We start from the raw sequence: 23,382 nt of genomic DNA on the forward strand, positions 1-23,382 counted from the left end.
ATAGATCTTAAATGGGGGATGTGTCTGAGCCTTACACAACACTGACGTAAGTGTAAATAAATCAATAATTGGTGGAATCACAAAAGGAGTGGAAATATGGCAAACCTTTTAGAAGTTAAAAATATTAGTAAATCGTTTGGTGATAAAGCTGTTTTAAAGGATATTTCGTTCAATGTCCCTGCAGGGTCCATCGTTGGGTTTATCGGAGATAATGGGGCAGGTAAATCCACAACATTTAAATCGGTCCTTGGGTTAACGTCTACGGACAATGGCTCAGTTAAGATATTAGGCAAAGAGGATCCGAGTAAACATTCAAGAATGAAAGAAGAGATTGGGGTCGTGTTTGATGCTATGAATCTGCCTTCACAATTGACAATAAAGCAGCTTGGTAACGTATTAAAGAAAATGTATGACTCATGGGACACAGACAACTTTAATCGTCTGGTTGAGGCGTTTTCTCTACCTTTGGATAAAAAGGTCATCACCTTTTCTCGAGGAATGTCAATGAAGCTGTCGGTGGCTATTGCCTTATCGCATGACGCAAAGCTACTACTTTTAGATGAAGCTACAGGTGGACTTGATCCCTCATCTAGATCAGAATTGCTTAGTGAATTAGAACGATTTGTAAGAGAAAAGAACGGTGGGATATTACTTTCCTCACATATCATGAGTGATGTGGAGAAAATAGCTAGTCACCTCGTTTTTATTAAACAGGGTGAGATCATATTAAATGATGAAATAGAAGAGGTGTTTGAAAAGTATGGTTTGGCTGATGTCACTGCTCACCAGCTAAGTCTAATTGATGAAGAATGGATTGTGGCGAAAAAAGACCAAGACTCACACTATCGTGTACTCGTTTCAGATAAAGAGAAGTTGCCAACTGTAGTAAAGTCTAAACGAATTTCTATGGAAGAACTTACGATCTTTTTAACGAGGAGTGAAAAATAAATGTCAGCTCTTTTATTAACCAATTACTATCTGGTTTATCGTAGTTTCTTTGCCTACGCGGGATTGGCCCTCCTATTGTCCATGCTACTCTTTTATTTTGGAAACGATTCAATGTTAAGCATGGTTGCTTTACTAGTTATATTGTTAGTTTCGATGCCAGGTCTTGAAGTCATCAAGCACGAAGGAAAATCGGGTTATGACAAATACGTACTTACCTTGCCGGTCAGTAGGAACCAAATCGTAAAAAGTCACTATTTTTTTTACTTTATTGTGGTGGTGTTAGGAAGTGGATTATCGTACGGAGTCTTTCTTGTATATAACGTCGTTTCAAGTACACCTGTCGATGCGATCTTTACGACAGTTGCATTAGGAATTTTCATCGTCTTATTTATAGGAGCGGTTGCTTACCCACTTCTCTATATGTTAGGTGCGGAAAAATCGGACGCCATTTTGCTTGGTGGGGCTATGGGCGGACTAATTGTTACTTTCGGATTGCGAAATACGGTCGGCTATATAGCAGAACAACCGCTGATCTCGAATTTAAACATAGACCCTACTTTAACCATGGCCATTGCCTATACGGTTTTAGGAGTTATGATTTATATCCTTTCATTTTTCATCGCAACTTTCATCTATAATAGAAAAGAATTCTAGCAAGCAAAAAGGAAAGGTGAAGAGTAGAACAACAGGAAGCAGTTTAATCCTTCATTTTAAAAAGAGGGCCGCCCTGGCTGAGTTGGGCGGTCCTTTTCAAGGGGAAGCAATCTATTAGATCACCGGTATGATAGCCGGAAGATCACGCTTGTTGAGATTTTACTGCTTCAGGTGCGAAGTTTTCCGGATAACCGTAGCTTCCGTGCTCACTCATATCAAGACCTAAAAGCTCTTTCTCGCGAGATACGCGGAGTCCGCTAACCATTGGTCTGATCAAAAGAAGGAATCCGTATGATGCGATAAAAGCAAAGGCTCCACAAGCGACGACACCAATGGCTTGAACGCCGAGTTGTGTAAAACCGCCGCCGTATAAAAGTCCGGCACTTCCGCCGTTCATGGCTGCTAGTTGAGGAGTGGCGAAGAAACCAGTAGACAACGTTCCCCAAACCCCGGCTACACCGTGAACAGAAAGAGCGTAGATGGGATCGTCGATGCCTTTTTTCTCGAAAAATTTCATGCTGAAATGAACGATAATTCCGGCTACAAAACCGATAAGAACGGCTGCCCAAGGAGCTACGAATGCACAAGAAGCGGTAATAGCTACAAGTCCGGCAAGTGTTCCGTTCAACATGGTTGGAACGTCCGCTTTTCCGCGGTCAACCCATGTAATAAATAACGCTGCGATCGCACCTGCAGCTGCAGCAAGCTGTGTATTAAGAGCTACATAACCAAAGAACCCGTCAGCTACTTCAAGTGTACTACCTGCATTAAATCCGAACCAACCAACCCACAGGATCAATACACCAAGGACTGTGTAAACCTGGTTGTGACCACTTAACGGATTTGAAGATCCATCCGCGTTGAATTTTCCAATACGAGGCTTAAGAAGAATCGTCGCGGCCAATGCTGCCATGGCACCAGTCAAATGAACAACTGTCGATCCGGCAAAGTCTTGTTTATCAAGGCCTGCTAACCAACCGCTACCCCAGATCCAATGTGCAACAACAGGATAAATGAATGCAGTAAACACGACGGCGAAAATAATATAAACCGAAATCTTTGCTCGTTCTGCAAATCCACCAAATGCAATCGCCAATGCGATACCGGCAAAAGCGAGCTGGAACATAAAGTCAACCGATCCCATTAATCCATCAGAGACGGCTGTGAAATCACCAAAGAAAAAGTCTGACATTCCGATAAAGGCATTTCCTTCACCGTAAATGAATCCATATCCTACAGCCCAAAATGCAAGGGACGCAATACCAAACGCAAAGATGGACTTACCAGCCGTATGTCCTGCGTTCTTCATTCTTGTGGATCCTGCCTCGAGAAGAATAAACCCGCCCTGCATTAAAATAACAAGTACTGTCGCAAAAATGACCCATACATTATTCATGAGAAAAATACTATCTTCCATCAAATTCGTTCCCCTTTCAATGTTGCTGTTTTTTTACAGTTTAGTCTTGTGACAAGGAGGTGACTACAAACCGGTCAGATTATGTGACAAACTTTTTAGAAAATTAAGAATAATAGGGTGGGACTATTGGAGTAGTGAGGAATGGTAGATGAGAGGGAGATGCGTCTGTTTCGTGGTTCTATCAGTCTATTTCGGTGGCTCATGCGTCTGTTTTGTGTGTGTATGCGTTGATGTCTTGATATATGCGTCGGTATCTGTCACTTGTCGGTCATTCGACAAACATTTGAATTTCGCCGTGTTCATCACGTTTACCTCTGAATGCTCAATTGACTCTGGAATCCTGGTCGCAAATGAAAAACGCCTCCCCGCAGAGTGGGAGAGGTAAAGGGTGAGGTAGATTTATCAATCGACTTTGGGATTTATTAATCGAGTTCGTCTGTTTATTCATCAACTTTGAGATTTATTAATCGAGTTGTGGCGTTTGTTCATCGACTTCGGGATTTATCAATCGAGGTCAGCCGTTGCATCATTGACTTCCTTGCCTATGAGGACATTCCAAATAAAAAACGCCTCCCAAAAGTAGGAGGCGTCATACAGATTAAATTGAAAGTTCGATAGCCAAAGTATAAAGCTCTTTAATATCCTCATTTTCTTTTTGCTTCAACACGTAATCGAAATCGTGGGAGGAGATTTGATTTTTTTCAAGTCCAAGTGCTTTGCCTGATTCACCGTTCATAAGCATTTCCACTGCCCGTGCACCAAGGCGTGAGCCAAGGAGGCGATCGAAAGCGGAAGGAGAGCCGCCTCGTTGAACGTGCCCCAAAATGGTAACACGTGTATCAAAGTTTGTTTTTTCTTGAATGAAGCGACCGATTTCTTCACCGCTACCGGCACCTTCTGCGGCAATGATAATCGAATGTTTTTTCCCACGTTCGAATCCGTCTTGGATTCGCTGGAGCATATCATCTCGGCTTGACTCGACTTCAGGGAGAAGGATGCTTTCTGCCCCGCCACCTAGACCACACCATGCGGCAATGTCACCTGCGTCCCGTCCCATCACTTCTACCACGTAGGTGCGCTCGTGTGAGGTTGCGGTGTCACGAATTTTATCAATGGCATCGATGACCGTGTTGATGGCTGTATCAAATCCAAGTGTATAGTCAGTTCCGCGAATGTCGTTATCGATTGTACCCGGAATTCCGAGCGTTTTAATACCGTGATTATGTAAGATTTGAGCGCCACGATAGGATCCATCGCCACCAATGACAACAAGGCCTTCGATTCCATGTTTTTTTAACACATCCAGAGCTTGGGCTTGTCCTTCTTCTGTTTTGAAGCGTTCGCTTCGAGCAGAGTAGAGAACCGTTCCTCCTCTGTGGATGATGCTCCCAACGTCTTTTAAGGCAAGTTTTTTGATGTCGTTTTCCATTAACCCTTCAAAACCGCGGTAAATTCCGTACACCTCGTGATTATGATAAATGGCTTTTTTCACGACGGCTCGAACACCGGCGTTCATGCCGGGAGAGTCGCCTCCACTTGTCATCACTGCAATTTTCACGTTATCACCCTTTCCTAATTAAACAAGCAACTCTAAACGTGAGTTGCTCGTTTCTTCTATAATATTATGATAGCGCTTTCTACCATTGAAGGCTACTACTCTATCTCAAAAATAATGAGTTCTTTTCCCGATTCAAGAAGATAGTCTTCATACACTTCTTCCAAAACCGTGACGTTAGAGGTCGTTACTTGCTTTTTTAGGTAGACAAAATCTCCATTAATATAGTACTCGGAACCATCCGTGCCGGAAATGGTAAGAGCAGGCGTGCGATCCGTTTCATTAAAAGGCGTTTCGCTAACATACATATAGTCCACCTGAGAGGTGAAAAGGATAACGATGTACAATGTATTCATACAAATGATTCCTTTCGTAGCATGTTTGTCGGTCTTAGATAATGTATGTAATCAAGGTACGGCTTGTATAAACGAAATCATTAATAAAAAATATTTGGGTGCCAAGCACTTTGTGAAATAGGTTACACGGTGCCTGACCCTGTGTTCACCAAATCACATGCGGATAGGCACCACGGAGTATCTTTTTTATATGAAGTGTCGTTATTAGGAGATACTTGAAGGTATCTTGAGAATATACGGGATGATTGGCGCTTACATTGGTTTTTCGATTTCTTAGATTATCTGGTACAATTTAATATGTTTGCGACGGAGTGGTTTTCGTGAGAGTCGAAAACCAAAACTATAAAATCATATGAAAGAGGTGCAGTTTTTGAGTTACGCTGAAAAAATGAAAAATGAATGGTTTGGGAATGTGAGAGGGGATATCCTTTCAGGGATAGTGGTAGCCTTAGCCCTGATTCCGGAAGCGATCGCCTTCTCAATCATTGCCGGTGTCGATCCGATGGTCGGATTGTACGCTGCATTTTGTATTGCCGTTGTTATTGCTTTTGTAGGAGGTAGACCGGGTATGATTTCTGGTGCCACAGGAGCAATGGCCCTTCTGATGGTCACCCTCGTTGCGGATCATGGGTTAGAGTATTTACTTGCTGCGACGATTTTAACTGGTATCATTCAAGTTCTCTTTGGTGTTTTTAAACTGGCTAGCGTAATGAAGTTCGTTCCGCGCTCGGTTATGATCGGTTTTGTAAACGCCTTGGCGATCTTGATTTTTACCGCACAGCTCCAACACTTTGTAGGTGAAACGTGGATCATGTACAGCTTAGTAGCGTTAACCCTTGCCATTATTTATATTTTACCTAAATTTACGAAGGCGGTACCGTCACCTTTAGTTGCGATTATCATCGTAAGTGTATTAGCAATTGCAATGAACATGGGTGTAAGAACGGTGGGGGACATGGGGACGCTTCCCGCAACGTTGCCGATGTTTGCGTTGCCTAACATTCCGCTCACATTTGAAACATTAATGATTATCTTGCCGTATTCTCTTGCTCTAGCCATGGTAGGTCTTTTGGAGTCACTCCTAACAGCATCGATTGTAGATGATATGACGGATACAGGTAGTGACAAAAACAAAGAAAGCCGCGGACAAGGGATTGCCAATATGGTTACAGGTTGCTTTGGTGGTATGGCTGGTTGTGCCATGATTGGCCAAGCCGTCATTAATGTGAAGTCTGGTGGAAGAGGGCGGCTGTCGTCATTAGTTGCCGGTGTGTTCTTGATGTTTTTGATTCTCGTTCTTGGTGGTCTTGTCGTCCAAATTCCTATGGCAGCCCTTGTCGGGGTGATGATCATGGTTTCGGTCAGTACGTTTGATTGGAGCTCATTGAAGAACATTCACCGTGTTCCAAGAACAGATGCCCTTGTTATGGTTGTGACAGTAGGAACAGTGGTTTACACACACGATTTATCAAAAGGTGTTTTTGCCGGGGTTCTTTTAAGTGCGATTTTCTTCGCTGCGAAAATCTCGAAAGTGAATGTCGAAAGCCATTTCGATAAGAAAGCTTCACGACTTACCTATTCCATTCATGGTCAGCTTTTCTTTGCTTCTGTTACGGAGTTGATTGAAAAAGTTGAGTTTGAGACGAAGGCAAAAGAGGTCGTTATTGACTTAAGTAATGCTCACCTTTGGGATGACTCGGCTGTCGGTGCCATCGATAAAATGGAATCGAAGTTTGAGAAAAGAGGCGCAAAAGTGTATATAACGGGCTTGAATAAAGAAAGCTCGGTTCTTATGGATAAAATAGGCGGATTGAGCAAGGCATCCGGACATTAAACAATAGCCCGATTTGATAAAGTAATCATATCGGGCTTTATTATATAAAGAGAAAAGTAGGTGAAGGGGATTATGTTTAACAAGATTTTACTTGCTGTCGACGGGTCTGAACACGCAGATCGCGCGACCGATAAAGCAATCGCGCTCGCACGACTATCGAAAAATGCAACGGTTGAACTTCTGTATGTAGTAGATGGAAACAAATCTAAATCCGACGTATTGAAGTATGGTGACTCGGATACTGCCTCATTTAAACGTAAAGAAATGCTTAAAGCTTATGAAGCCAAACTTTATAACAAAAGCGTGGCTTACGAAACGACGATTTTGCACGGATCTGCGGCTCAAACGATCATTGAACACGCGAACAAAGGTCAATACGATTGCCTCGTAATGGGAAGTCGCGGCCGCAATGAATTTCAAACCTTTCTCCTCGGAGGCGTAAGCCACAAGGTAATGAAACACGTGAAAGCACCAATCATGCTCGTTAAATAACTGCACTTAAAAGTCGCCTCTTCTAAAGAGAAAGAGGCGGCTTTTTCATGGGTGCTAGGCACTTTGTGATCATTTTCACGTGGGGCCTGACCCTTTGTTCAATAAATCACAATCACCTTAACAATGACCAAATAAATCCTTTCTTCCTGTACATACTAAAACAGGAAAGAGGTGACCACGTATAATGGACGATAAAACATATGAATTGATGCGTGAATTAACAAGTGAAGAGGGAGTACCTGGCTTTGAGGACCGTATCTACCGAGTGATGAAAAAGCATATTGAACCCCTCACTGAGGAAATTGTGACAGACAACTTCGGAGGGATTACCGGTAGAGTGGGCAACTCAGGACCAAAAGTTCTCTTGGCAGGCCACTTGGATGAAGTAGGATTTATCGTGAGTAGCATCACAAAAACTGGGTTTATCAAGTTTAAAGCTCTCGGCGGTTGGTGGGGACACGTAATGCTATCCCAACGAGTAAAAGTGATGACCGATAAAGGGGACTTGACCGGTGTTATTGGATCAAAAGCGCCTCATGTCCTAGCACCTGATGAGCGAAAAAAGGTGTTGGAAATCGATAAAATGTTTATCGATATTGGCGCTTCAAGTGCAGAAGAAGCTAGGGAGTTCGGGGTTGAAGTAGGGGACCCAATCTGTCCTGTTGGTGAATTCGAAGTGCTTCCTAATCCTAAAATGCTATTGGCAAGAAACTGGGATAATCGCGCAGGATGCTATGTGGCTCTGAAAGTCCTTGAAAAACTACAAGGAGCGAACAATCAAAATACATTGTATTCAGGAGCAACCGTACAAGAAGAAGTGGGACTTAGAGGGGCACAAACGCTGGTACAGACAATCAAGCCAGATATTGCTTTTGCCACAGATGTGGGCGTAGCTGGAGATACTCCGGGAATGAATCAAGAAGCAGCAAACTTGGAGCTTGGTAAAGGTCCGATTATCGGGTTTTTAGATCGTTCCATGATTCCGCACAGAAAGCTGCGAGATCTTGCGGTGAAGATTGCTAACGAAAACAATATTCCTTTCCAGCGAGAATTAATGAGCGGTGGGGCAACAGATGGAGGAAAGTTCCACATAGATGGTGCTGGTGTACCAACGTTGGTTGTGAGCGTCCCTTCTCGTTACATCCACAGTCACGTGTCTATTGTCCACCAAGACGACCTTGATAATGCTGTTGAGCTACTCGTTAAGGTCATTAGTGCCCTCGATGAGCAAACGGTACAAAGCCTAAAAGGACTTGAATAATGTGAAAAAGCTCACAGGATGTCTGACACCCTGTGAGCTTTTTCACGTAGTGCCTGACACCGTGTGAAGTCCTACACACAGTGCCTGGCCCCTATAAATATTGCAACATGGCAGTCGCGATCGAGAAGTAGATCATTAAACCAAGTACATCATTGACGGTTGTAATAAATGGACCGGATGCGATAGCCGGATCGAGCTTCATTTTATTAATAATAACCGGTACGACTGCGCCAACAATTGTCGCGATGCTAAGGGTTAAGAAGATAGACACGGCTACAATCATGGCGATCATAACATCTCCATAAACAATCGGGATTAAGATCATCAACACAACGGCACAAATAAGGCCAAGGAAAATACCTGTTCCGAATTCTCTTTTAATCGTATTAAACATCCCTTTTTTCTCGAATGATCCTGTTGCAAGAGAACGGACCATAACAGCAAGAGATTGTGTTCCGGTGTTACCGGCAGAATCCATTAATAAAGGAATGAAAACGGCCAATAAGACGATTTGTTCAAGCGTCTGCTCGAACTGACCGATCACGCCTGCAGTAATCAAGCCAAAGAACATCAACATGATGATCCAGGGTGACCGCTTTTTTGCTGCTGTAAAAGAAGAAAGGTTTACGTCTGTTGCTCCACGAGAAGCGGCAAGTTCTCCGATATCTTCTGTGGCCTCTTCTTCAATAACATCGATGATATCATCGACAGTAATGATTCCCACTAACGTATTGGTAGACGTCACAACGGGGACAGCGAGAAAGTCGTACTTTTTAATTAAATTTGCAACATCTTCTTGGTCCTCATCTGTTTTGACGGAGACTACTCTTGTGCTCATGACGTTTTCAACTTTTTCATTAGGGTCGCTAATAATTAAATCACGAAGAGAAACAACCCCGGCAAGCTCGTGATTTCCGTTAACGACGTAGAGGTAGTAAATCGTTTCAGCATCTGGGCCTTCTTGACGAAGAAGATCAATAACATCCCTTACGGTGGACGAAGCTGTGATGTTAATGAATTCTTTCGTCATGATCGCTCCGGCCGTTTCCTCTTCGTAGCTTAATAGTTCTCTAATATCTTTTGCATCTTCCGACTCAAGGCCATCAAGTACCTTTTTAACGGTTGCTTCCGGCACTTCACCAAGGAAGTCTGCAGCATCATCGGCAGACATTTCAGAGAAAACGCTCTGAGTATACTGAACGTCCAACTCTTCAATGGTACTTTTCTGTTCTTCTAGCTCTAGCTCCTGAAAAATTTCTGAAAATTCTTCAGGCGAAAGATACTCATAAACTTTCTTACGCTGTATTTCATTTAGCTCGAGAAAAAAATCAAGCTGATCTTGAGGGTGGAGTTCTAAAAATAAATGACGGAATTCTTGGATGTCTTCAGCATTTAACGCGTCCAGGATGCTTTTTGCATACTGCTCGCGATTTTGCTCGGTTAGTTTGACCATTTTGGTTAGCCTCCTTAAACAAGGTCAGCCACGAAGGTGTGAATGAACCTCGTTGTTAGTATTAAATTTCCTGTTTCACTAATGTCAAAACTTCGAATTAAATGATGACTTCGACTGGGACTCGGGTCCATTCACACCACCTCCAATTTGGTTTGTTTCGTTTTTCGTATTAAACCAATAAAAAAACACCTTCATTCCATACGAATGAAGGTGTTAGATGCATAGCAAATAACGACTAAGAATGCCCCTCCATTCGTAGAGCTTTAGCACTGTACGGCATAGGGAATACACCCAGCTACGTTAGGAAACACCTTATGTCGATGATTCCGGTTGACCCATTGGCGTCTTTGGACGTTTTTGGGCAGTAGCGTATCTCCAGTACAGGAGCCTCACCTAACGAGGAATGTTCTGTTTTCTTAACTGTTTGCAATGGTAAACCACAAAATCCCACATGTCAACAGGGGTTACACCAACTTTTCAATCTTAATGTATGGAAGGAAAGAGAAAAGGGGTTGCCTAATTTTGGCTCTAAAAAAGGAAAAACCTTGCTGTAACGCGAATCCTTAACAAAAAGAAAGTGCTTTCATAGAGGGGGATTCTTGTGTCACAACAAGTAGTAATAGAAAGAGAAAAAAAGCCTTTTTTTAAACGACGCTCGATAAAAGTAGTGATGATTGCGATCGGAATTCTATTGTTCTTTACCATTGTGGGGGCCGGGACCGGGTACTGGTATGTCACAAAAAGCTTGCCTGTTTTAGAAGGAGAAAAACAGATGGATGGTCTTTCTGAAGAGGTGTCGGTTGTGAGGGATGAGCGTGGGGTTGCGAAGATTTCAGCAACGAACCTTGACGACCTGTTTTATATTCAAGGATACGTGACAGCCCAAGATCGCTTGTTTCAAATGGATATGACAAGGCGCCTTGCTAGTGGTCAGCTTTCTGAGGTAGTAGGAAGTGCTGCCCTTGATAGTGACCGTTTTTTTAGAACGTATGGGATGCATCGCTACACTGATGAGGCGGTCGCACTTTTTGATGACGAGTCTCAAAGGATGGTTGATTCATTTTCAGCCGGAGTGAATGCTTATATGGAAGAAGCGTTCGAATCCGGGAACGAGCCGATAGAATTTAAGATTCTAGGTTATGAGCCGACACCTTGGACACCGAACGACTCGGCACTGGTTGTAAAATATATGGGCTATACGTTAACGGGGAACCATCGTAACGAGCTGGAAAACTATCAGTTGGTACAAGCTCTTGGGGACGATGCCCGTTACCTGTTCCCTGAGTATCACATCAACGACTATTTCCCTACTATTTATGAAGAGTTAGATGTGGAAGATATGGCTTTTTCAGGAGAGATGCTTGAAAAACTGATGCGTTTTGCTCCGTCGGAATTTAACGGAAGCAACAACTGGGCCATTAGCGGAGAGCACACGGAATCCGGTTTTCCGATTGTGGCAGACGATCCTCATTTAGGGCTCGCAATCCCAAGTGTCTGGTATCAAACCCAATTGGATCTTGAAGGAGATTTTCATAGTATTGGTGTAACGGTGCCTGGTGTACCGGGAGTTGTACTTGGGCACAACGAAGACATGGCATGGGGTGTCACATCCATGAGTGTGGACCAAGAGGATTTGTTCTTGGAAAAGATAAGCCCCGACCAAGCGTTTCATTATTTGTATGATGAAGAGTGGGAAGAAGCAGATGTCATCGAAGAGATCATAATGATTGACGGGGAAGAGCCCCATACAGAGCATGTTGTGGTAACGAGAAACGGGCCGATCATATCAAGACTCTTTGACGACGATGAAGGAGAGGACGAGGAAGAGAGCTTCCAGATTGATGGTGATGCGCCGTACGATGAAATTAGTTTACGGTGGGCCGGACGTGAGGCGGGAGAAGAACTCAACGGCGTACTAAAGTTGAATCGAGCTACAAATGTGGACGAATTTATGGACGGCCTAGACGGTTTCGTGACACCGGCATTAAGTTGGGTGTTTGCTGATCGTGAAGGAAGTATTGCTTACCGAGGGCAGGCTAAGCTTCCCAAAAGGCAAAACCATGATGGCCTCCTGCCGGTTGCTGGTTGGGATCCCGATTATCAATGGGATGGTTTCATTGAGCCAGAAGCCTTGCCGCAAGTCGTAAATCCTGAAGAAGGCTATGTGATGACGGCAAACAACAAACCGATCGATGACAGCTATCCTTATGAGATCGGTCGTAGTTTTTACCCGTATCGAGCTGAGCGAATTGATGAAATGATCAATGAACGGCTTGATCTAGGAGAGACATTTACAACGGAGCATAGTAAAGAAATGCAAGTGGACTTTTTAAATACACAAGCGAGAGCTCTCGTTCCTTTGCTTGTGAATGCCGTTGAAAACAGTGATAGAGAATTTTCCGAAGTAGAAAAATCAGCATTGGACATGCTCAGGGAGTGGGACTTTGTTGAAGCTGAGGACTCAGGAGCAGCTCTGTTATGGCACCAGTGGTACAACCAGTTTAAGGACATCATGTTTGAAGACATTGTTCCATTCTCTTATGGTAGTGCTCTTGTCATTCACAATACGATTGTCGAAGCTTCTAATGATCCTGATGGGCGAATGTTTGCCTTTTTAGACGAAGAATGGCACAGAGATTTTGCCCAATTCTCTTTTGAAACATTTGAGGAAGCTTTTTCTCGCTCACAATCCCTCCAAGGAAGCACCGTAGCCGATTGGACGTGGGGTGAGTGGCATCAAATGACGATTACACATCCGTTAAGTAGCGTTTGGCCACTCGATCATCTATTTAATTTAGGTTCATGGGAACTTGGAGGAAGTGGGGCTACACCGGGAGCAAACTCGTACAATGATGAAACGGGGCGAGTCAACCACGCTGCCGGATGGCGTTTTGTTGCCGACCTTTCCTTTGAAGAACCAGCGGAAGATGTCGTGATTCCCGGTCAGTCGGGGCAAGTCATGTCCCCTCATTACGGCGATCAAATTGAGACGTGGGTGGCAGGGGAGCTATACCCTATGAAGTATGACATCAACGAAGAAGAAGGGGCGAATGTGAAGACATTTGTACCGATGAGTGAAGATTAAAGGACCGAGAAGATAGCCTTCAAAGGGACGTGAGCTCTAGGGGAATAATACAACAGCAAGGTCACTGAAAAGGTGTGTGAGAACCTTATTAGTGGCCTTTTGTTTAATTTGAAGAGGTGTGAGACAGGTTGGATGTGTTTATAATGAATCATGAACGTTTTATGATGAATTTTTTTGCATATATAATGAATCTCGGAACATTTATGATGAATTTTTCTTTTATATAATGAATCTCAAGTCATTTATAATGAATTCTCTCCATGAATCCCTCCTTCTTTAAGCTTCCTTCGAACACTCCGCCTTCTGTTATTGAAACGCCAACCATTTTTCTTTAAAGTAAGGAAAGAGAATCTTCCTGTTAATTGGCTAAAGGAGCTACATAAATGAAAATCAATTGGTACTTATTACTCGCTATTTTTATAGGCGGGGCGATCGGAACAATGATCCGATATGGCATTAACATGCAAACGATGTTTACCCTATATCCATTGGGGACGTTGATTGAAAACATCCTCGGAAGTTTCCTTTTAGGTGTGCTTACGAGATACATCTTTCATATGAAACTACATGAGGCATGGAAAGCAGGCCTTGGGGTCGGCTTTTGCGGAAGTCTTACCACCATGTCCACCCTCGCTGCGGATGCGTTCATGCTTGCAGGAGAAAATTCCATGCTCGGAGCAAGTCTGTATGTTTTGTTATCGTTATTTGGAGGGCTCTTGGTGGCGTTTCTAGGCTTTGTCATGACGGACGCCCTAACGAAGAGAAAGGGGGCCAAAAGCCGTGGTTAACTTATTACTCGTGTCAGTCGGAGGAGGACTTGGAGCTGTAAGTCGCTTCTTGGTCGGAGCAAAAATACAAGAGCGCTACCCAAGCCCGCCGATTCCAATTGCCATGCTTATCGTCAACCTTCTTGGATCATTTGGCCTTGGTGTTTTCTTTGGTGCTTTGTTTAAAGGTATTCCGATCTTTGAATACGAAAACCCTTGGTTTCTCTTAATTGGAATCGGTTATTTTGGTGCTTTTACTACCTTTTCCACCTTTAGCGTAGAAGCGGTTACTCTTTTGCATGATGGTAAATACCGAAAAGCCCTCATTTATATTTCCTTAAGTATTGTCGGTTCCATACTGGCATTTATATTCGGGATCTATTGGTTCATCTAGATAGCTAAAACGGTCTCCGTGCAATCTTCACGATAGGCCGTTTTTTTCTGCGCTTTAGAATTCAAAGCGTACAACGGATCTTTACCTCTAAAAAAGACAAGTTTTTGCTCTTAAGTAAAACTACCTAAAACGGCCACATCTGTTAAACCACACGAAAATCCATTTAATTGTAAAAAAAAATAAAGGACTCCTGCCCCTTCACCAAGAATGGTTATAAAAAGGAGGGGCTACCGATGAAACATAAAGTCGCTTTACTTGCTTTTTTAATTGTCATATTAGGTGTGACTGTGTTTTCCACAGTTGATCAGGTGACGGGTGGAGAAGGTGAAGTATACACGTCGTTTACGTTTCAAGGAGAGTCTGAATCATGGAAAGTGGATGGTTCCTTTGTAAGAGGAGAAGAGGGCGTTAACCATGCAAGAGATGTTCTTCGCTTCAGCTATAAAGAAGGAAGGATGCCTCAAAATGTGAGGGTCTCCATCATGACGCCTGAAAAGGATTGGTACGCGGGGCCTGCTCAGGAAGTGCTCGTTTTTGATGGACAAGCATTTCATGATGAGGGAATGAACCTAACACCATCCAATCGAGGAATCACCGCTGTTATCGATTGGGACGGGGAGCATGAAATTGTCCAATTGAGATATGTATCGGGAGGCGGCCCAGCAGAAAAAAATGAACGATTAACAGTGAACGCCGAGTTACAATAATAATAAAAGCTAGGCTCCAGTTTAGGAGAGCCTAGCTTCATTTTTTTTATACGAAAAGTGACAAGATAATTCCTGCAAGACCAATCAACGCCATCACGTATACCGGCTTTACAGGCATTTCGCCACCGTTCTCCATTGCTTTACCGAACATGAAGAACACAAGCGGGTGTACCAAGAACGGCATAGAGAAAATAAACGGAATGAGTGTCGCGGCTTCAGAGCCGAACATTCCTTCTTGAATGGCTGCAAACAAGCCAAAGTGGGAAATGGCAGACGCTTGAGCCATTGCACCGTAATCCATGGACAGAGAACTCATGCCAAGGAAGGCGAGACCACCGAATACGGCACACAATTGCCAACCGAAAGAGAACTGCATAAGCGCCGTTACTTCTTTTCGGTCTTCGTTGTTTGACTTACGTAAGTTGATTAACGAGAGGATCGTTAACCCGATACCAACGGCAACAATAATCAAAGCAGGTCCCATCCAAAGACTTCCACGTTCTGCACTAACAGCGAGAACGGAGAAGACGAATACGTGTCCGAAGAACGGAATGTTAATCATAATCGGAGCACGAGACGCTGCCGTTTTACCAAAGTCGCCGGCAGTACACGCACCAGTCAAACCGGAGTGAGACAACGCACCAGCCATACCTGGCGCTAAGTTACGAGCATTTGCTGTTTTGGCAAAGAACATTATCAATGCAATACCACCGAACATCCATAGAAGCTGTCCGAAGAATCCGTACACAAGAACAGCATTTACTCCAGGAATGGCGAAAGCATCACTGATTCGTGATCCTCCAATCAAGAAGTTCGCCGCAAGAACGACCGGAATACCGGCAAAAAGTAATGAACGTAACGTTGGACCAAATGTCCACTGATAAAAGACAGCCCCAAGTCCTGCCGCAATCATCATGGCAAAGAAAATCTGAGGAAGGGCAATAATTGGCGCTACCGCTTGAGCCACGTAGTAAGACCCCATTAGGATCCCAATGATCGCTACGATTTCAAATACACCTTTTCGTAGGTATTGGTGCTTGTCCGTGATTTTTGCTTTGTTATCAATCAGGATCACCGCACCAACAAGACCAATCCATGCCACTAATGGATAATAAGACGCGAGCATGTCTTCTGATCCTGTTCCAAGGATGATATGCATAAGTCCTTGAATTCCGAACAAAAGGAAGAAGGCACGGAGGATAAAGAACAGTTGCGTTCTGCTAGTCCCAAGAATTACTTCTTCGTCGGACGGGACGACCATGTCATCTGATTCAAGCGATTTTTTGCCAAGAATCTTACGTAGCTCTTGACCACCAACGAAAAACGAAACGGTCAAGGCAATGATTGTCGTTTTTGCCATCAGGTCAATAAACGGGAAGTTTTCAAGACCAGGAGTGGACACGCCGCTCGACTCGAGCAAGAAGCCCATGGCAAGTCCAAAAATAACGATGATAAGGATCGGTGAATATCTTGTTCCTGCTACAACGGTTCTGGAAATAAGAACGATCGGAATCAGGAATAACAAGATGATCCAAAACTGATTTAACAGCTGAACATTTGTAATTTGATCAACAATTTCCATATGAATCCCCTTTATGCTTGTTAATTATAATTTGTATACACAAGGTACTATGATACATGAAAGTGAAAATGATCACAATGACAAATCTCTATTTTATTAAAATGTTCATTTTTACTTTATTTTATTGATGCGAAAGGATTTTTTCGGACAAGTTGCAAGGAATCGTCATCATTTCATCATCCTTCTGCCCATTCCTTCATAAACATTACTAACAGGCTATGGGAGGGAATAAACATGACCAGTCATGATCGCGATAGAGAGCTGATGAGGGCCATCGATGAGATTACGGAAATCGCTGATGGGTTCGGGCTTGATTACTACCCGATGAGGTATGAAATCTGTCCGGCGGATATCATTTATACATTTGGAGCATACGGAATGCCAACTCGTTTTTCCCATTGGAGTTTCGGAAAACAATTTCACAAAATGAAACTTCAGTACGACCTCGGGTTAAGTAAAATCTATGAACTCGTCATCAACTCCGATCCGTGTTACGCGTTTTTACTCGATACAAACACGTTGATTCAAAACAAGCTGATTGTTGCCCACGTGCTGGCACATTGTGATTTCTTTAAAAACAATGTCCGCTTCTCCAACACAAGAAGAGACATGGTCGAGAGCATGACATCTACTGCTGAAAGAGTATCTCACTATGAGATGGTACACGGTAGGGAAGAAGTAGAGAAATTCCTCGACGCTGTTCTGGCTATCCAGGAACACATCGATCCGAGTCTCGTAAGACCAAAGCTGTCATGGTCAAAAGAAGACATCTGGCTCGATGAAGAAGACGATGATCCAAAAGCAAGCCCATATGATGATTTGTGGATTCTCGAAAACGCGGATAAAGTGAAGCCAAATCGACGTGATTTGGTGAAAAAGAAAAAGAAGCTCCCGCCCCAACCGGAAAAAGACATCCTTCTCTTCATCGAAGAATATAGCCGCGAGCTTGAAGAATGGCAGCGAGACATTCTCACTATGATGCGTGAAGAAATGCTCTATTTCTGGCCGCAGCTTGAAACAAAAATCATGAACGAAGGCTGGGCGAGCTTTTGGCACCAACGCATTATCAGAGAAATGGATCTTACAGAAGACGAAGCGATCGAGTACGCCAAGCTAAACGCGGGTGTTGTTCAACCGTCCAAAACGCAAATTAACCCTTATTATCTTGGGATTAAAATCTTTGAAGACATCGAAGAGCGGTATGATAATCCGACTGAGGACATGATTAAGCGCCAGGGTGTGAAACCAGGCAGCGGCCGTGAGAAGATGTTCGAGGTTCGGGAGATTGAATCGGATATTTCGTTTATCCGAAACTATTTAACAAAAGAACTGGCCTCGCGCGAGGATATGTATCTGTTTCAGAAGAAAGGTCGTGACTATAAGATCGTAGATAAACAGTGGGAAGCTGTAAGGGATCAGCTTATCTCAAGCCGTGTGAATGGAGGGTTTCCTTATCTTCAGGTTACAGATGGAGATTATTTGAAGAACGGTGAGCTTTACATTTCTCATGCATATGAAGATATTGAGCTGGATACGAAATACTTGGAGAAAACACTCCCTTACCTCCATCAACTTTGGGGACGTCCTGTTCATATGGAGACGGTGCTCGGTGATCGGCAAATTGTCTTTACGTATGACGGGAAGAAGATTCATAAGAGGTATTTGTAGTATCAAAATAGATTCCACATTTTTAAGACGCATGAACTTCTTTCAAGTTCGTGCGTCTATTTTTGGATCCAACATTTCAGTGATCGATATGTTTTTTAAAAAGGAAAATAAGCGAATGTATTGAACAATATGAAAGGGAGGGGATTTTAATATGACCGTAAATGTGAAGGTGTGTACCCATAAAGATTTACATAAGCTCCAAGAAATCAGTCATGAAACATTTTATGAGACATTTAAAGATCAGAATACGCCCGAAATGATGAGTGCCTATTTAGAAAAGGCTTTTAACTTGAATCAAGTCGAAAAAGAATTATTAAATGCCTCTTCGCATTTCTACTTTGTTTACTTTAATCAAGAAGTCGCTGGATATTTAAAAGTAAATACGGATGAAGCTCAATCTGAAGATATGGGTGAGGAATCCCTTGAGATTGAAAGGATTTATATTAAGAGTGAATTTCAAAAACATGGATTAGGTAAGTACCTCCTTCATAAAGCCATTGAAATGGCGAAGGAACGAAACAAAAAGAGCGTCTGGTTAGGCGTGTGGGAAAAGAATGAGAATGCCATTGTGTTTTACAACAAAATGGGGTTTTTTAATACAGGGTCTCACTCGTTTTATATGGGTGAAGAAGAACAAACAGATTTCATTATGGTCAAGACACTATAACTACATTTCTATATACAGAAATGCTATCTCGTATTGCAAAGGAAGTAGATGGTTTGAGAGATCGAGGAGCAGTTGTCATCATTGAGAATAAAAAAGTCGGACTGATAAAAAGGGAAAGAGAAGGTTCGACTTACTACGTTTTCCCCGGCGGTGGTGTGGAAGAAGGAGAAACGCCTGACCAAACTGCAAGGAGAGAAGCTTTTGAGGAATTGGGGGTGATCGTTAAAATTAAACGTTTGTTCACCACTTTTGAACATGACGGCATCCAATACTATTATTTGGCTGAACGTCTTGATGGGACGTTTGGTAGCGGGAGCGGTGACGAATACGTGGATCGAAGTAGAGACAGAGGGTCATATACGCCAGTATGGGTGGGAATAGAGAGGTTGTCCACTATTGACCTTAGACCACGACAAGTTGGATTAAAAGTCCAAAGTTCAGTCGTTAACTGATCAGTGAGCATTAGTAAAAGGAGGTTCTTCCAATGTGATGTAATCCCTAATTTAAGAGAGAAAAACTTAGGGATGTGAGGACATGAATCTATTTAAACAACGTAACTTTCAAGTCATGTGGGTAGGGCAGTTAGCAACGATCTTTGGGAACCGTTTCAGTGAAATTGCAATTCCTCTGATTGTATTGCAATTAACAGGATCTCCTTGGCATGCGGCTCTCGTGGTTGTATGTTCACAGGTGGCCCCACTCGTGCTTTCACTACCTGTAAGTAACTGGATCGAAAATAAAAAGAAAAGAAATGTTGCACTATTTGCTGAGGCTGTTAGTTTTATGACCATGAGTGCCTTGGTCGTTTTGGTGTTTTTGGATATGCTTACAATTTGGACACTGGCAGGGAGTCTTCTCGTATTAGGAGCGGCGGGTTTGTTTTTCAGAATTTCTTTTGGGGTGATGGTTCCTGGTGTGGTTGGTCGTCAGAACTTAATGAAAGCACACAACAGCTTTGAAGGAGCGGATGCAGTTAGCACGTTAATCGGGCCTTTTCTTGCAGGGGCTGTACTCACTTTTTATGGTATTGGGGCAGTACTTAGTGTGGATGCGTTTACTTATCTGGTTTCCTTTTTGGGTATTTTGCTTCTAAGCTATAAGGAACCTGTCAAAAAGAAACAGACGAATAAGAGTGAGAGGAAAACGAATGGTACCTCTATAAAAAATATAACCTATCTTTTTAAAAACGAGTATCAAAGATTTATTTCGTTTAATCATGGAAAACTAAACTTTACCACTACAGCTGTAACACTTACGGTGATCATTTATACCAGTCAAACTCTTGGTTTGAGTGAATGGCAAACCGGACTTGTTTTATCCGCAGCTGGAGCAGGAAACTTGGTAGGCGTATTTCTATTACAGAGAGTAAGCTTTGTTCAGTGGCGGTACCTGTTCGGGATCCTTATGGGCGTCTCTGGAGCGGGCATTGTGTTTTTATTATCAACGGAAACGCTCCCGTTTCTCATGCTCGGGATGTTTTTATTTGATGGCGCATTATCTATGGCATTTGTAGTTAATGGTTCAGCAAGGCAGGCGGTTACACCTGACCATTATCTCGCCCGAATTGGAGGCGGTGGAATCCTTATCGCAGGACTAGTTGCAATTATGGGAAACCTTTTTGCCGGCGGTATTTCCGAATGGATTGGTCCTCAAATAGCACTGGGACTATGCGCACTTCTCCTTTTTGTAGGAAGTATCAGGTCTCTTCGTTTTAGAAAGGGCAATGTATCTGTGAGAGAGTTGAAGCCTATGGACTTTGTATAATACTGGAACTTTTGTGAAAAAAGAGTTAACAGTTCTATAGATTGAAGTAAAAGTGCGTTTCTAAATAAACCTTAATACATAAAACGGATGAAACAAATGTGAGTTCATCCGTTTTATTAATATCGATTAAGGAAGAAGTAGATTTAGGTAATATTAACCATTTTAAAGAGTTTATGTGATAACATGGTGTTAGTTTAAATATTCAGTAAAAAAGAAAGGTTGTGTATTGGATGTCTCAATCAAACTATCCGTGGTACTTTACTTATTGGTTTATTGCATTACTAATCATCCCTGGAGTAATTACCATTGTAGGTCCAATTATCGGCGCGGTATTATTGGTAATTCGTATTGTAAAAGACAGAAAACACTATGAGAAAGAAACAAGCAACCTAAAAGTTGAACTCGAGAGGATTAGAAAGGAAACAGGATATGAAGACTTAGAAATGATGAAAGAAAGGATTAAAGCAGCTAAAGAAGAACATAAAGATACACAGGCTAAAGTAAGTAGATTAGAAGAAGAGTCGAAAGAAATTACTAGTGTTATTAAACGATTAGACGATGAATATGATGAGCAAGAAATTGGTTTTTTCGTCGCTAAGTATCACTTGCCTTCTTCTGAGGTTTACAAAGAAAGGATTAAAGATATAAGAGAGCAGCAGAAAGCATTAGTAAAAGGAAAAGAGGCTGTAATACATGCAGGTACAGAGTATCCAAAGAAAGTGATTTCCATGGTAGAGAAATTAGCATTGCGCTCTTTTAATAAAGAATGTGATCTTGAAATGAGTAAAGTTACAGGTGGAAATGCTAAAGCCGTGGAAGCTCGCTTGAAAAAGAGTCGTGAGCAAATCAATAAAATATGTGAACCTGCAGGTGTTAGCATTCATCCTAAATTCTTAAACAGTAAACTTGAGGAATTATTTTTGCAAGTAGAGTATGCACAAAAGATAGAGGAAGAAAAAGAAGAACAGCGAGAGATTCGAGAGCGGATGCGAGAAGAAGAAAAAGTTGGACGGGAAATAGAAAAGATAAAGCAGAAAATCCAGAAAGAACAAGATCATTTTGAACAAGCTAAAAAAGCTTATGAAGACCAACTGGCTACAGCAACTGGAGAAACAAGGGAAGCTATTCTAGCTAAAATTCAAGAGACAAATATACTATTGGAAAAAACAAAGGCAGAAAAAGAAGATGTAGAATTACGTGAAAAAAATGCACGAGCAGGGTATGTTTATATCATCTCCAATATCGGTTCCCTTGGTGAAGAAGTCTATAAAATTGGAATGACCAGAAGGCTTGAGCCTATGGATCGGATTTCAGAATTAAGTAATGCTTCTGTACCTTTTAACTTTGATGTCCACGCTATGATATTCAGTGAAGATGCACCGGGGCTAGAAGCAAAACTGCATGAGACCTTTAAAGATCAACGTGTCAATAAAGTAAACCTTCGAAAAGAACATTTCAAGGTGACCTTAGGAGATATTGAAAAAGAAATCCGTGATAATCACAATGATACTATTACTTTTACAAAGACTGCTGACGCAATAGAGTATCGTCAGACTCTGGTCTTGAATGAAAAAGTGGAAGAAAAAGTGAGCTGATGTAAACAGGTGCTATCAACAGAGTTGATAGCACCTGTTTACTAAATTATCCGTAATATATGAAATGCTGCTTTTAAGAAAGTGAGGTCAACATGACTATCATTTTTATCACAGGTCTATCAGGGGTAGGGAAGACCAGTGTGTTAGAGCGCTTAAAGAAAGATGGTTACAACGTCATCGATACAGATTATGGCTACATAACGATCAAGAATACCGGTGGTGTTGAAGAAAGAGTTTGGGATGAAGATAAGATTAAGAGGTTGCTAAATAGCAGTAAAGAGGAGAACTTGTTTTTATCTGGATGCTACTCAAATCAAGGGAAATTCTATTCCTATTTTGAACACGTTGTTCTTTTGAAGGCCGACTTGAATGTGATGCTAGAAAGGATCAACAAGCGGAGGTCTCATGATTACGGAAAAAGTGAAGAGGAAAGATCAGAGATAATGGATAGTTATGAGCATGTCTTACCGTTACTGGAAACAAGGTCAGATGTCATTATTGATACTACTCATTCTGACATTGAAACGGTTTGTAACCGTCTTAAAGAGTTAGTAAGTGGGGATTTGAGAAATGCGTGAAATCCTGTTGGCACGAAAGGGAGTGAGGCGTTGATTTATGACAAAAGCCAGAATACGTTAACAACGGACAGGCTATTGCTTAGACCATTTAATAGATTGGATGCAACGAGGGTAACGAAGCATTGTAATAATTATAGGATTTATAGACATACGTTGTACCTTCCTTATCCTTATTTAAAAGAACATGCTTTAACATGGATAGACACTCATCAAAATAACTTTAAATTAGATAAATCCTATGAGTATGCCGTCACTCTTAAGAAAGATGGAGACTTGGTTGGTGCTATTGCGTTAACGAACAATCAAGCGTTCCATCACGGAGAGCTTGCCTATTGGATCGGTGAAGAGTATTGGGGACAGGGATATGCAACAGAGGCTGCACAAGGAATAGTGGATTTTGCTTTTAGAGAAAAAGAGTATCACAAGGTTTTTGCCCGCTGCTTCCAATCAAATCCCGGTTCAGAAAAAGTACTGAAGAAAGTAGGCATGAAAAAAGAAGGTGTGTTGAAGGATCATGTGTTTAAAGAAGGTCAATATGAAAGCCTCATTTATTATGGGTTAGTAAAAGGAGAGATATAGAAGTAAGGAGATCTAAAATGGTGAGG

The 23,382-nt window shown here is 42.2% G+C and carries 21 protein-coding genes and 1 riboswitch; of the genes, 16 read left to right on the top strand and 5 right to left on the bottom strand.

The window, feature by feature from the left end:
* The first annotated feature begins 96 nt into the window (after positions 1 to 96).
* Both G476_RS0103810 and G476_RS0103815 read left to right on the top strand, forming a co-directional pair.
* Entirely contained in the window at positions 97 to 948 is an 852-nt protein-coding gene (locus G476_RS0103810) for an ABC transporter ATP-binding protein (protein ID WP_026688905.1), read from the top strand.
* The gene (locus G476_RS0103815) at positions 949 to 1,602 is read left to right on the top strand and encodes an ABC-2 transporter permease (protein WP_026688906.1); all 654 of its coding nucleotides are present in this window, start codon (positions 949 to 951) and stop codon (positions 1,600 to 1,602) included.
* A gap of 142 nt (positions 1,603 to 1,744) precedes the next feature.
* On the opposite strand, the gene G476_RS0103820 is transcribed toward G476_RS0103815, so the two are convergent.
* The 3 genes from G476_RS0103820 to G476_RS0103830 all read right to left on the bottom strand — a co-directional run bounded on the left by G476_RS0103820 (position 1,745) and on the right by G476_RS0103830 (position 4,930).
* Complete coding sequence (locus G476_RS0103820; protein ID WP_026688907.1) at positions 1,745 to 3,019, bottom strand: ammonium transporter; 1,275 nt, start codon at positions 3,017 to 3,019, stop codon at positions 1,745 to 1,747.
* Positions 3,020 to 3,617: 598 nt separating this feature from the next.
* On the bottom strand, positions 3,618 to 4,562 hold the full coding sequence (gene pfkA, locus G476_RS0103825) for a 6-phosphofructokinase (RefSeq protein WP_035186631.1): 945 nt from the start codon (positions 4,560 to 4,562) through the stop codon (positions 3,618 to 3,620).
* 110 nt (positions 4,563 to 4,672) lie between these two features.
* Positions 4,673 to 4,930: a hypothetical protein gene (locus G476_RS0103830; protein ID WP_156906510.1), complete on the bottom strand. Its 258-nt coding sequence runs from the start codon at positions 4,928 to 4,930 to the stop codon at positions 4,673 to 4,675.
* A 388-nt stretch (positions 4,931 to 5,318) separates the two neighbouring features.
* On the opposite strand from G476_RS0103830, the gene G476_RS0103835 reads away from it, so the two are divergent.
* From G476_RS0103835 to G476_RS0103850, 3 genes are all read left to right on the top strand, one after another.
* A complete protein-coding gene (locus tag G476_RS0103835; RefSeq protein WP_035186633.1) occupies positions 5,319 to 6,764 on the top strand; it encodes a SulP family inorganic anion transporter in 1,446 nt (481 codons plus the stop codon).
* Between the two features lie 72 nt (positions 6,765 to 6,836).
* Positions 6,837 to 7,256: a universal stress protein gene (locus G476_RS0103840; protein ID WP_026688911.1), complete on the top strand. Its 420-nt coding sequence runs from the start codon at positions 6,837 to 6,839 to the stop codon at positions 7,254 to 7,256.
* Positions 7,257 to 7,440: 184 nt separating this feature from the next.
* Positions 7,441 to 8,517 carry a M42 family metallopeptidase gene (locus G476_RS0103850; RefSeq protein WP_035186090.1) on the top strand — a complete coding sequence of 359 codons (1,077 nt, stop codon included), beginning with the start codon at positions 7,441 to 7,443 and terminating at the stop codon, positions 8,515 to 8,517.
* Positions 8,518 to 8,608: 91 nt separating this feature from the next.
* Here G476_RS0103850 and mgtE read toward each other — a convergent pair whose 3' ends face one another.
* Positions 8,609 to 9,970: a magnesium transporter gene (gene mgtE, locus G476_RS0103855; protein WP_026688913.1), complete on the bottom strand. Its 1,362-nt coding sequence runs from the start codon at positions 9,968 to 9,970 to the stop codon at positions 8,609 to 8,611.
* A gap of 240 nt (positions 9,971 to 10,210) precedes the next feature.
* Positions 10,211 to 10,378, bottom strand: a riboswitch (M-box (ykoK) riboswitch).
* Between the two features lie 193 nt (positions 10,379 to 10,571).
* Here mgtE and G476_RS21215 point away from each other — a divergent pair.
* The 4 genes from G476_RS21215 to G476_RS0103880 all read left to right on the top strand — a co-directional run bounded on the left by G476_RS21215 (position 10,572) and on the right by G476_RS0103880 (position 14,923).
* Positions 10,572 to 13,055: a penicillin acylase family protein gene (locus tag G476_RS21215; RefSeq protein ID WP_051314641.1), complete on the top strand. Its 2,484-nt coding sequence runs from the start codon at positions 10,572 to 10,574 to the stop codon at positions 13,053 to 13,055.
* Between the two features lie 383 nt (positions 13,056 to 13,438).
* A complete protein-coding gene (locus G476_RS0103870) occupies positions 13,439 to 13,843 on the top strand; it encodes a fluoride efflux transporter FluC (protein WP_026688914.1) in 405 nt (134 codons plus the stop codon).
* Positions 13,836 to 14,216: a fluoride efflux transporter CrcB gene (gene crcB / locus G476_RS0103875; RefSeq protein ID WP_026688915.1), complete on the top strand. Its 381-nt coding sequence runs from the start codon at positions 13,836 to 13,838 to the stop codon at positions 14,214 to 14,216. The genes G476_RS0103870 and crcB overlap by 8 nt, the downstream gene beginning before the upstream one ends.
* Positions 14,217 to 14,449: 233 nt before the next feature.
* Complete coding sequence (locus tag G476_RS0103880) at positions 14,450 to 14,923, top strand: hypothetical protein (protein WP_026688916.1); 474 nt, start codon at positions 14,450 to 14,452, stop codon at positions 14,921 to 14,923.
* Between the two features lie 46 nt (positions 14,924 to 14,969).
* Here G476_RS0103880 and G476_RS0103885 read toward each other — a convergent pair whose 3' ends face one another.
* Positions 14,970 to 16,505: a hypothetical protein gene (locus tag G476_RS0103885; RefSeq protein WP_026688917.1), complete on the bottom strand. Its 1,536-nt coding sequence runs from the start codon at positions 16,503 to 16,505 to the stop codon at positions 14,970 to 14,972.
* A gap of 234 nt (positions 16,506 to 16,739) precedes the next feature.
* Here G476_RS0103885 and G476_RS0103890 point away from each other — a divergent pair, with 234 nt between their 5' ends.
* The 7 genes from G476_RS0103890 to G476_RS0103920 all read left to right on the top strand — a co-directional run bounded on the left by G476_RS0103890 (position 16,740) and on the right by G476_RS0103920 (position 23,356).
* The gene (locus G476_RS0103890; protein WP_026688918.1) at positions 16,740 to 18,173 is read left to right on the top strand and encodes a SpoVR family protein; all 1,434 of its coding nucleotides are present in this window, start codon (positions 16,740 to 16,742) and stop codon (positions 18,171 to 18,173) included.
* Between the two features lie 151 nt (positions 18,174 to 18,324).
* Positions 18,325 to 18,840: a spermidine/spermine N(1)-acetyltransferase gene (gene paiA / locus G476_RS0103895; RefSeq protein ID WP_026688919.1), complete on the top strand. Its 516-nt coding sequence runs from the start codon at positions 18,325 to 18,327 to the stop codon at positions 18,838 to 18,840.
* 53 nt (positions 18,841 to 18,893) lie between these two features.
* Positions 18,894 to 19,292: an NUDIX hydrolase gene (locus tag G476_RS0103900; protein WP_026688920.1), complete on the top strand. Its 399-nt coding sequence runs from the start codon at positions 18,894 to 18,896 to the stop codon at positions 19,290 to 19,292.
* A gap of 82 nt (positions 19,293 to 19,374) precedes the next feature.
* A complete protein-coding gene (locus G476_RS0103905) occupies positions 19,375 to 20,604 on the top strand; it encodes an MFS transporter (protein WP_026688921.1) in 1,230 nt (409 codons plus the stop codon).
* A 230-nt stretch (positions 20,605 to 20,834) separates the two neighbouring features.
* On the top strand, positions 20,835 to 22,199 hold the full coding sequence (locus tag G476_RS0103910; RefSeq protein WP_035186092.1) for an SNIPE associated domain-containing protein: 1,365 nt from the start codon (positions 20,835 to 20,837) through the stop codon (positions 22,197 to 22,199).
* 92 nt (positions 22,200 to 22,291) lie between these two features.
* On the top strand, positions 22,292 to 22,777 hold the full coding sequence (locus tag G476_RS0103915; protein ID WP_026688923.1) for an AAA family ATPase: 486 nt from the start codon (positions 22,292 to 22,294) through the stop codon (positions 22,775 to 22,777).
* Positions 22,778 to 22,807: 30 nt separating this feature from the next.
* Positions 22,808 to 23,356, top strand: a complete 549-nt coding sequence (locus G476_RS0103920) for a GNAT family N-acetyltransferase (RefSeq protein ID WP_026688924.1) — start codon at positions 22,808 to 22,810, stop codon at positions 23,354 to 23,356.
* Positions 23,357 to 23,382: the final 26 nt, after the last annotated feature.

It is taken from the genome of Alteribacter aurantiacus DSM 18675, from assembly GCF_000429705.1.
Lineage (GTDB): Bacteria > Bacillota > Bacilli > Bacillales > Salisediminibacteriaceae > Alteribacter > Alteribacter aurantiacus.

Coding starts and splice junctions, on each gene's coding strand:
- G476_RS0103810 (WP_026688905.1), top strand. CDS start 97: ATGGCAAACCTTTTAGAAGTTAAAAATATTAGTAAATCGTTTGGTGAT.
- G476_RS0103815 (WP_026688906.1), top strand. CDS start 949: ATGTCAGCTCTTTTATTAACCAATTACTATCTGGTTTATCGTAGTTTC.
- G476_RS0103820 (WP_026688907.1), bottom strand. CDS start 3,019: ATGGAAGATAGTATTTTTCTCATGAATAATGTATGGGTCATTTTTGCG.
- pfkA (WP_035186631.1), bottom strand. CDS start 4,562: ATGACAAGTGGAGGCGACTCTCCCGGCATGAACGCCGGTGTTCGAGCC.
- G476_RS0103830 (WP_156906510.1), bottom strand. CDS start 4,930: ATGAATACATTGTACATCGTTATCCTTTTCACCTCTCAGGTGGACTAT.
- G476_RS0103835 (WP_035186633.1), top strand. CDS start 5,319: ATGAAAAATGAATGGTTTGGGAATGTGAGAGGGGATATCCTTTCAGGG.
- G476_RS0103840 (WP_026688911.1), top strand. CDS start 6,837: ATGTTTAACAAGATTTTACTTGCTGTCGACGGGTCTGAACACGCAGAT.
- G476_RS0103850 (WP_035186090.1), top strand. CDS start 7,441: ATGGACGATAAAACATATGAATTGATGCGTGAATTAACAAGTGAAGAG.
- mgtE (WP_026688913.1), bottom strand. CDS start 9,970: ATGGTCAAACTAACCGAGCAAAATCGCGAGCAGTATGCAAAAAGCATC.
- G476_RS0103870 (WP_026688914.1), top strand. CDS start 13,439: ATGAAAATCAATTGGTACTTATTACTCGCTATTTTTATAGGCGGGGCG.
- G476_RS0103880 (WP_026688916.1), top strand. CDS start 14,450: ATGAAACATAAAGTCGCTTTACTTGCTTTTTTAATTGTCATATTAGGT.
- G476_RS0103885 (WP_026688917.1), bottom strand. CDS start 16,505: ATGGAAATTGTTGATCAAATTACAAATGTTCAGCTGTTAAATCAGTTT.
- G476_RS0103890 (WP_026688918.1), top strand. CDS start 16,740: ATGACCAGTCATGATCGCGATAGAGAGCTGATGAGGGCCATCGATGAG.
- paiA (WP_026688919.1), top strand. CDS start 18,325: ATGACCGTAAATGTGAAGGTGTGTACCCATAAAGATTTACATAAGCTC.
- G476_RS0103905 (WP_026688921.1), top strand. CDS start 19,375: ATGAATCTATTTAAACAACGTAACTTTCAAGTCATGTGGGTAGGGCAG.
- G476_RS0103910 (WP_035186092.1), top strand. CDS start 20,835: ATGTCTCAATCAAACTATCCGTGGTACTTTACTTATTGGTTTATTGCA.
- G476_RS0103915 (WP_026688923.1), top strand. CDS start 22,292: ATGACTATCATTTTTATCACAGGTCTATCAGGGGTAGGGAAGACCAGT.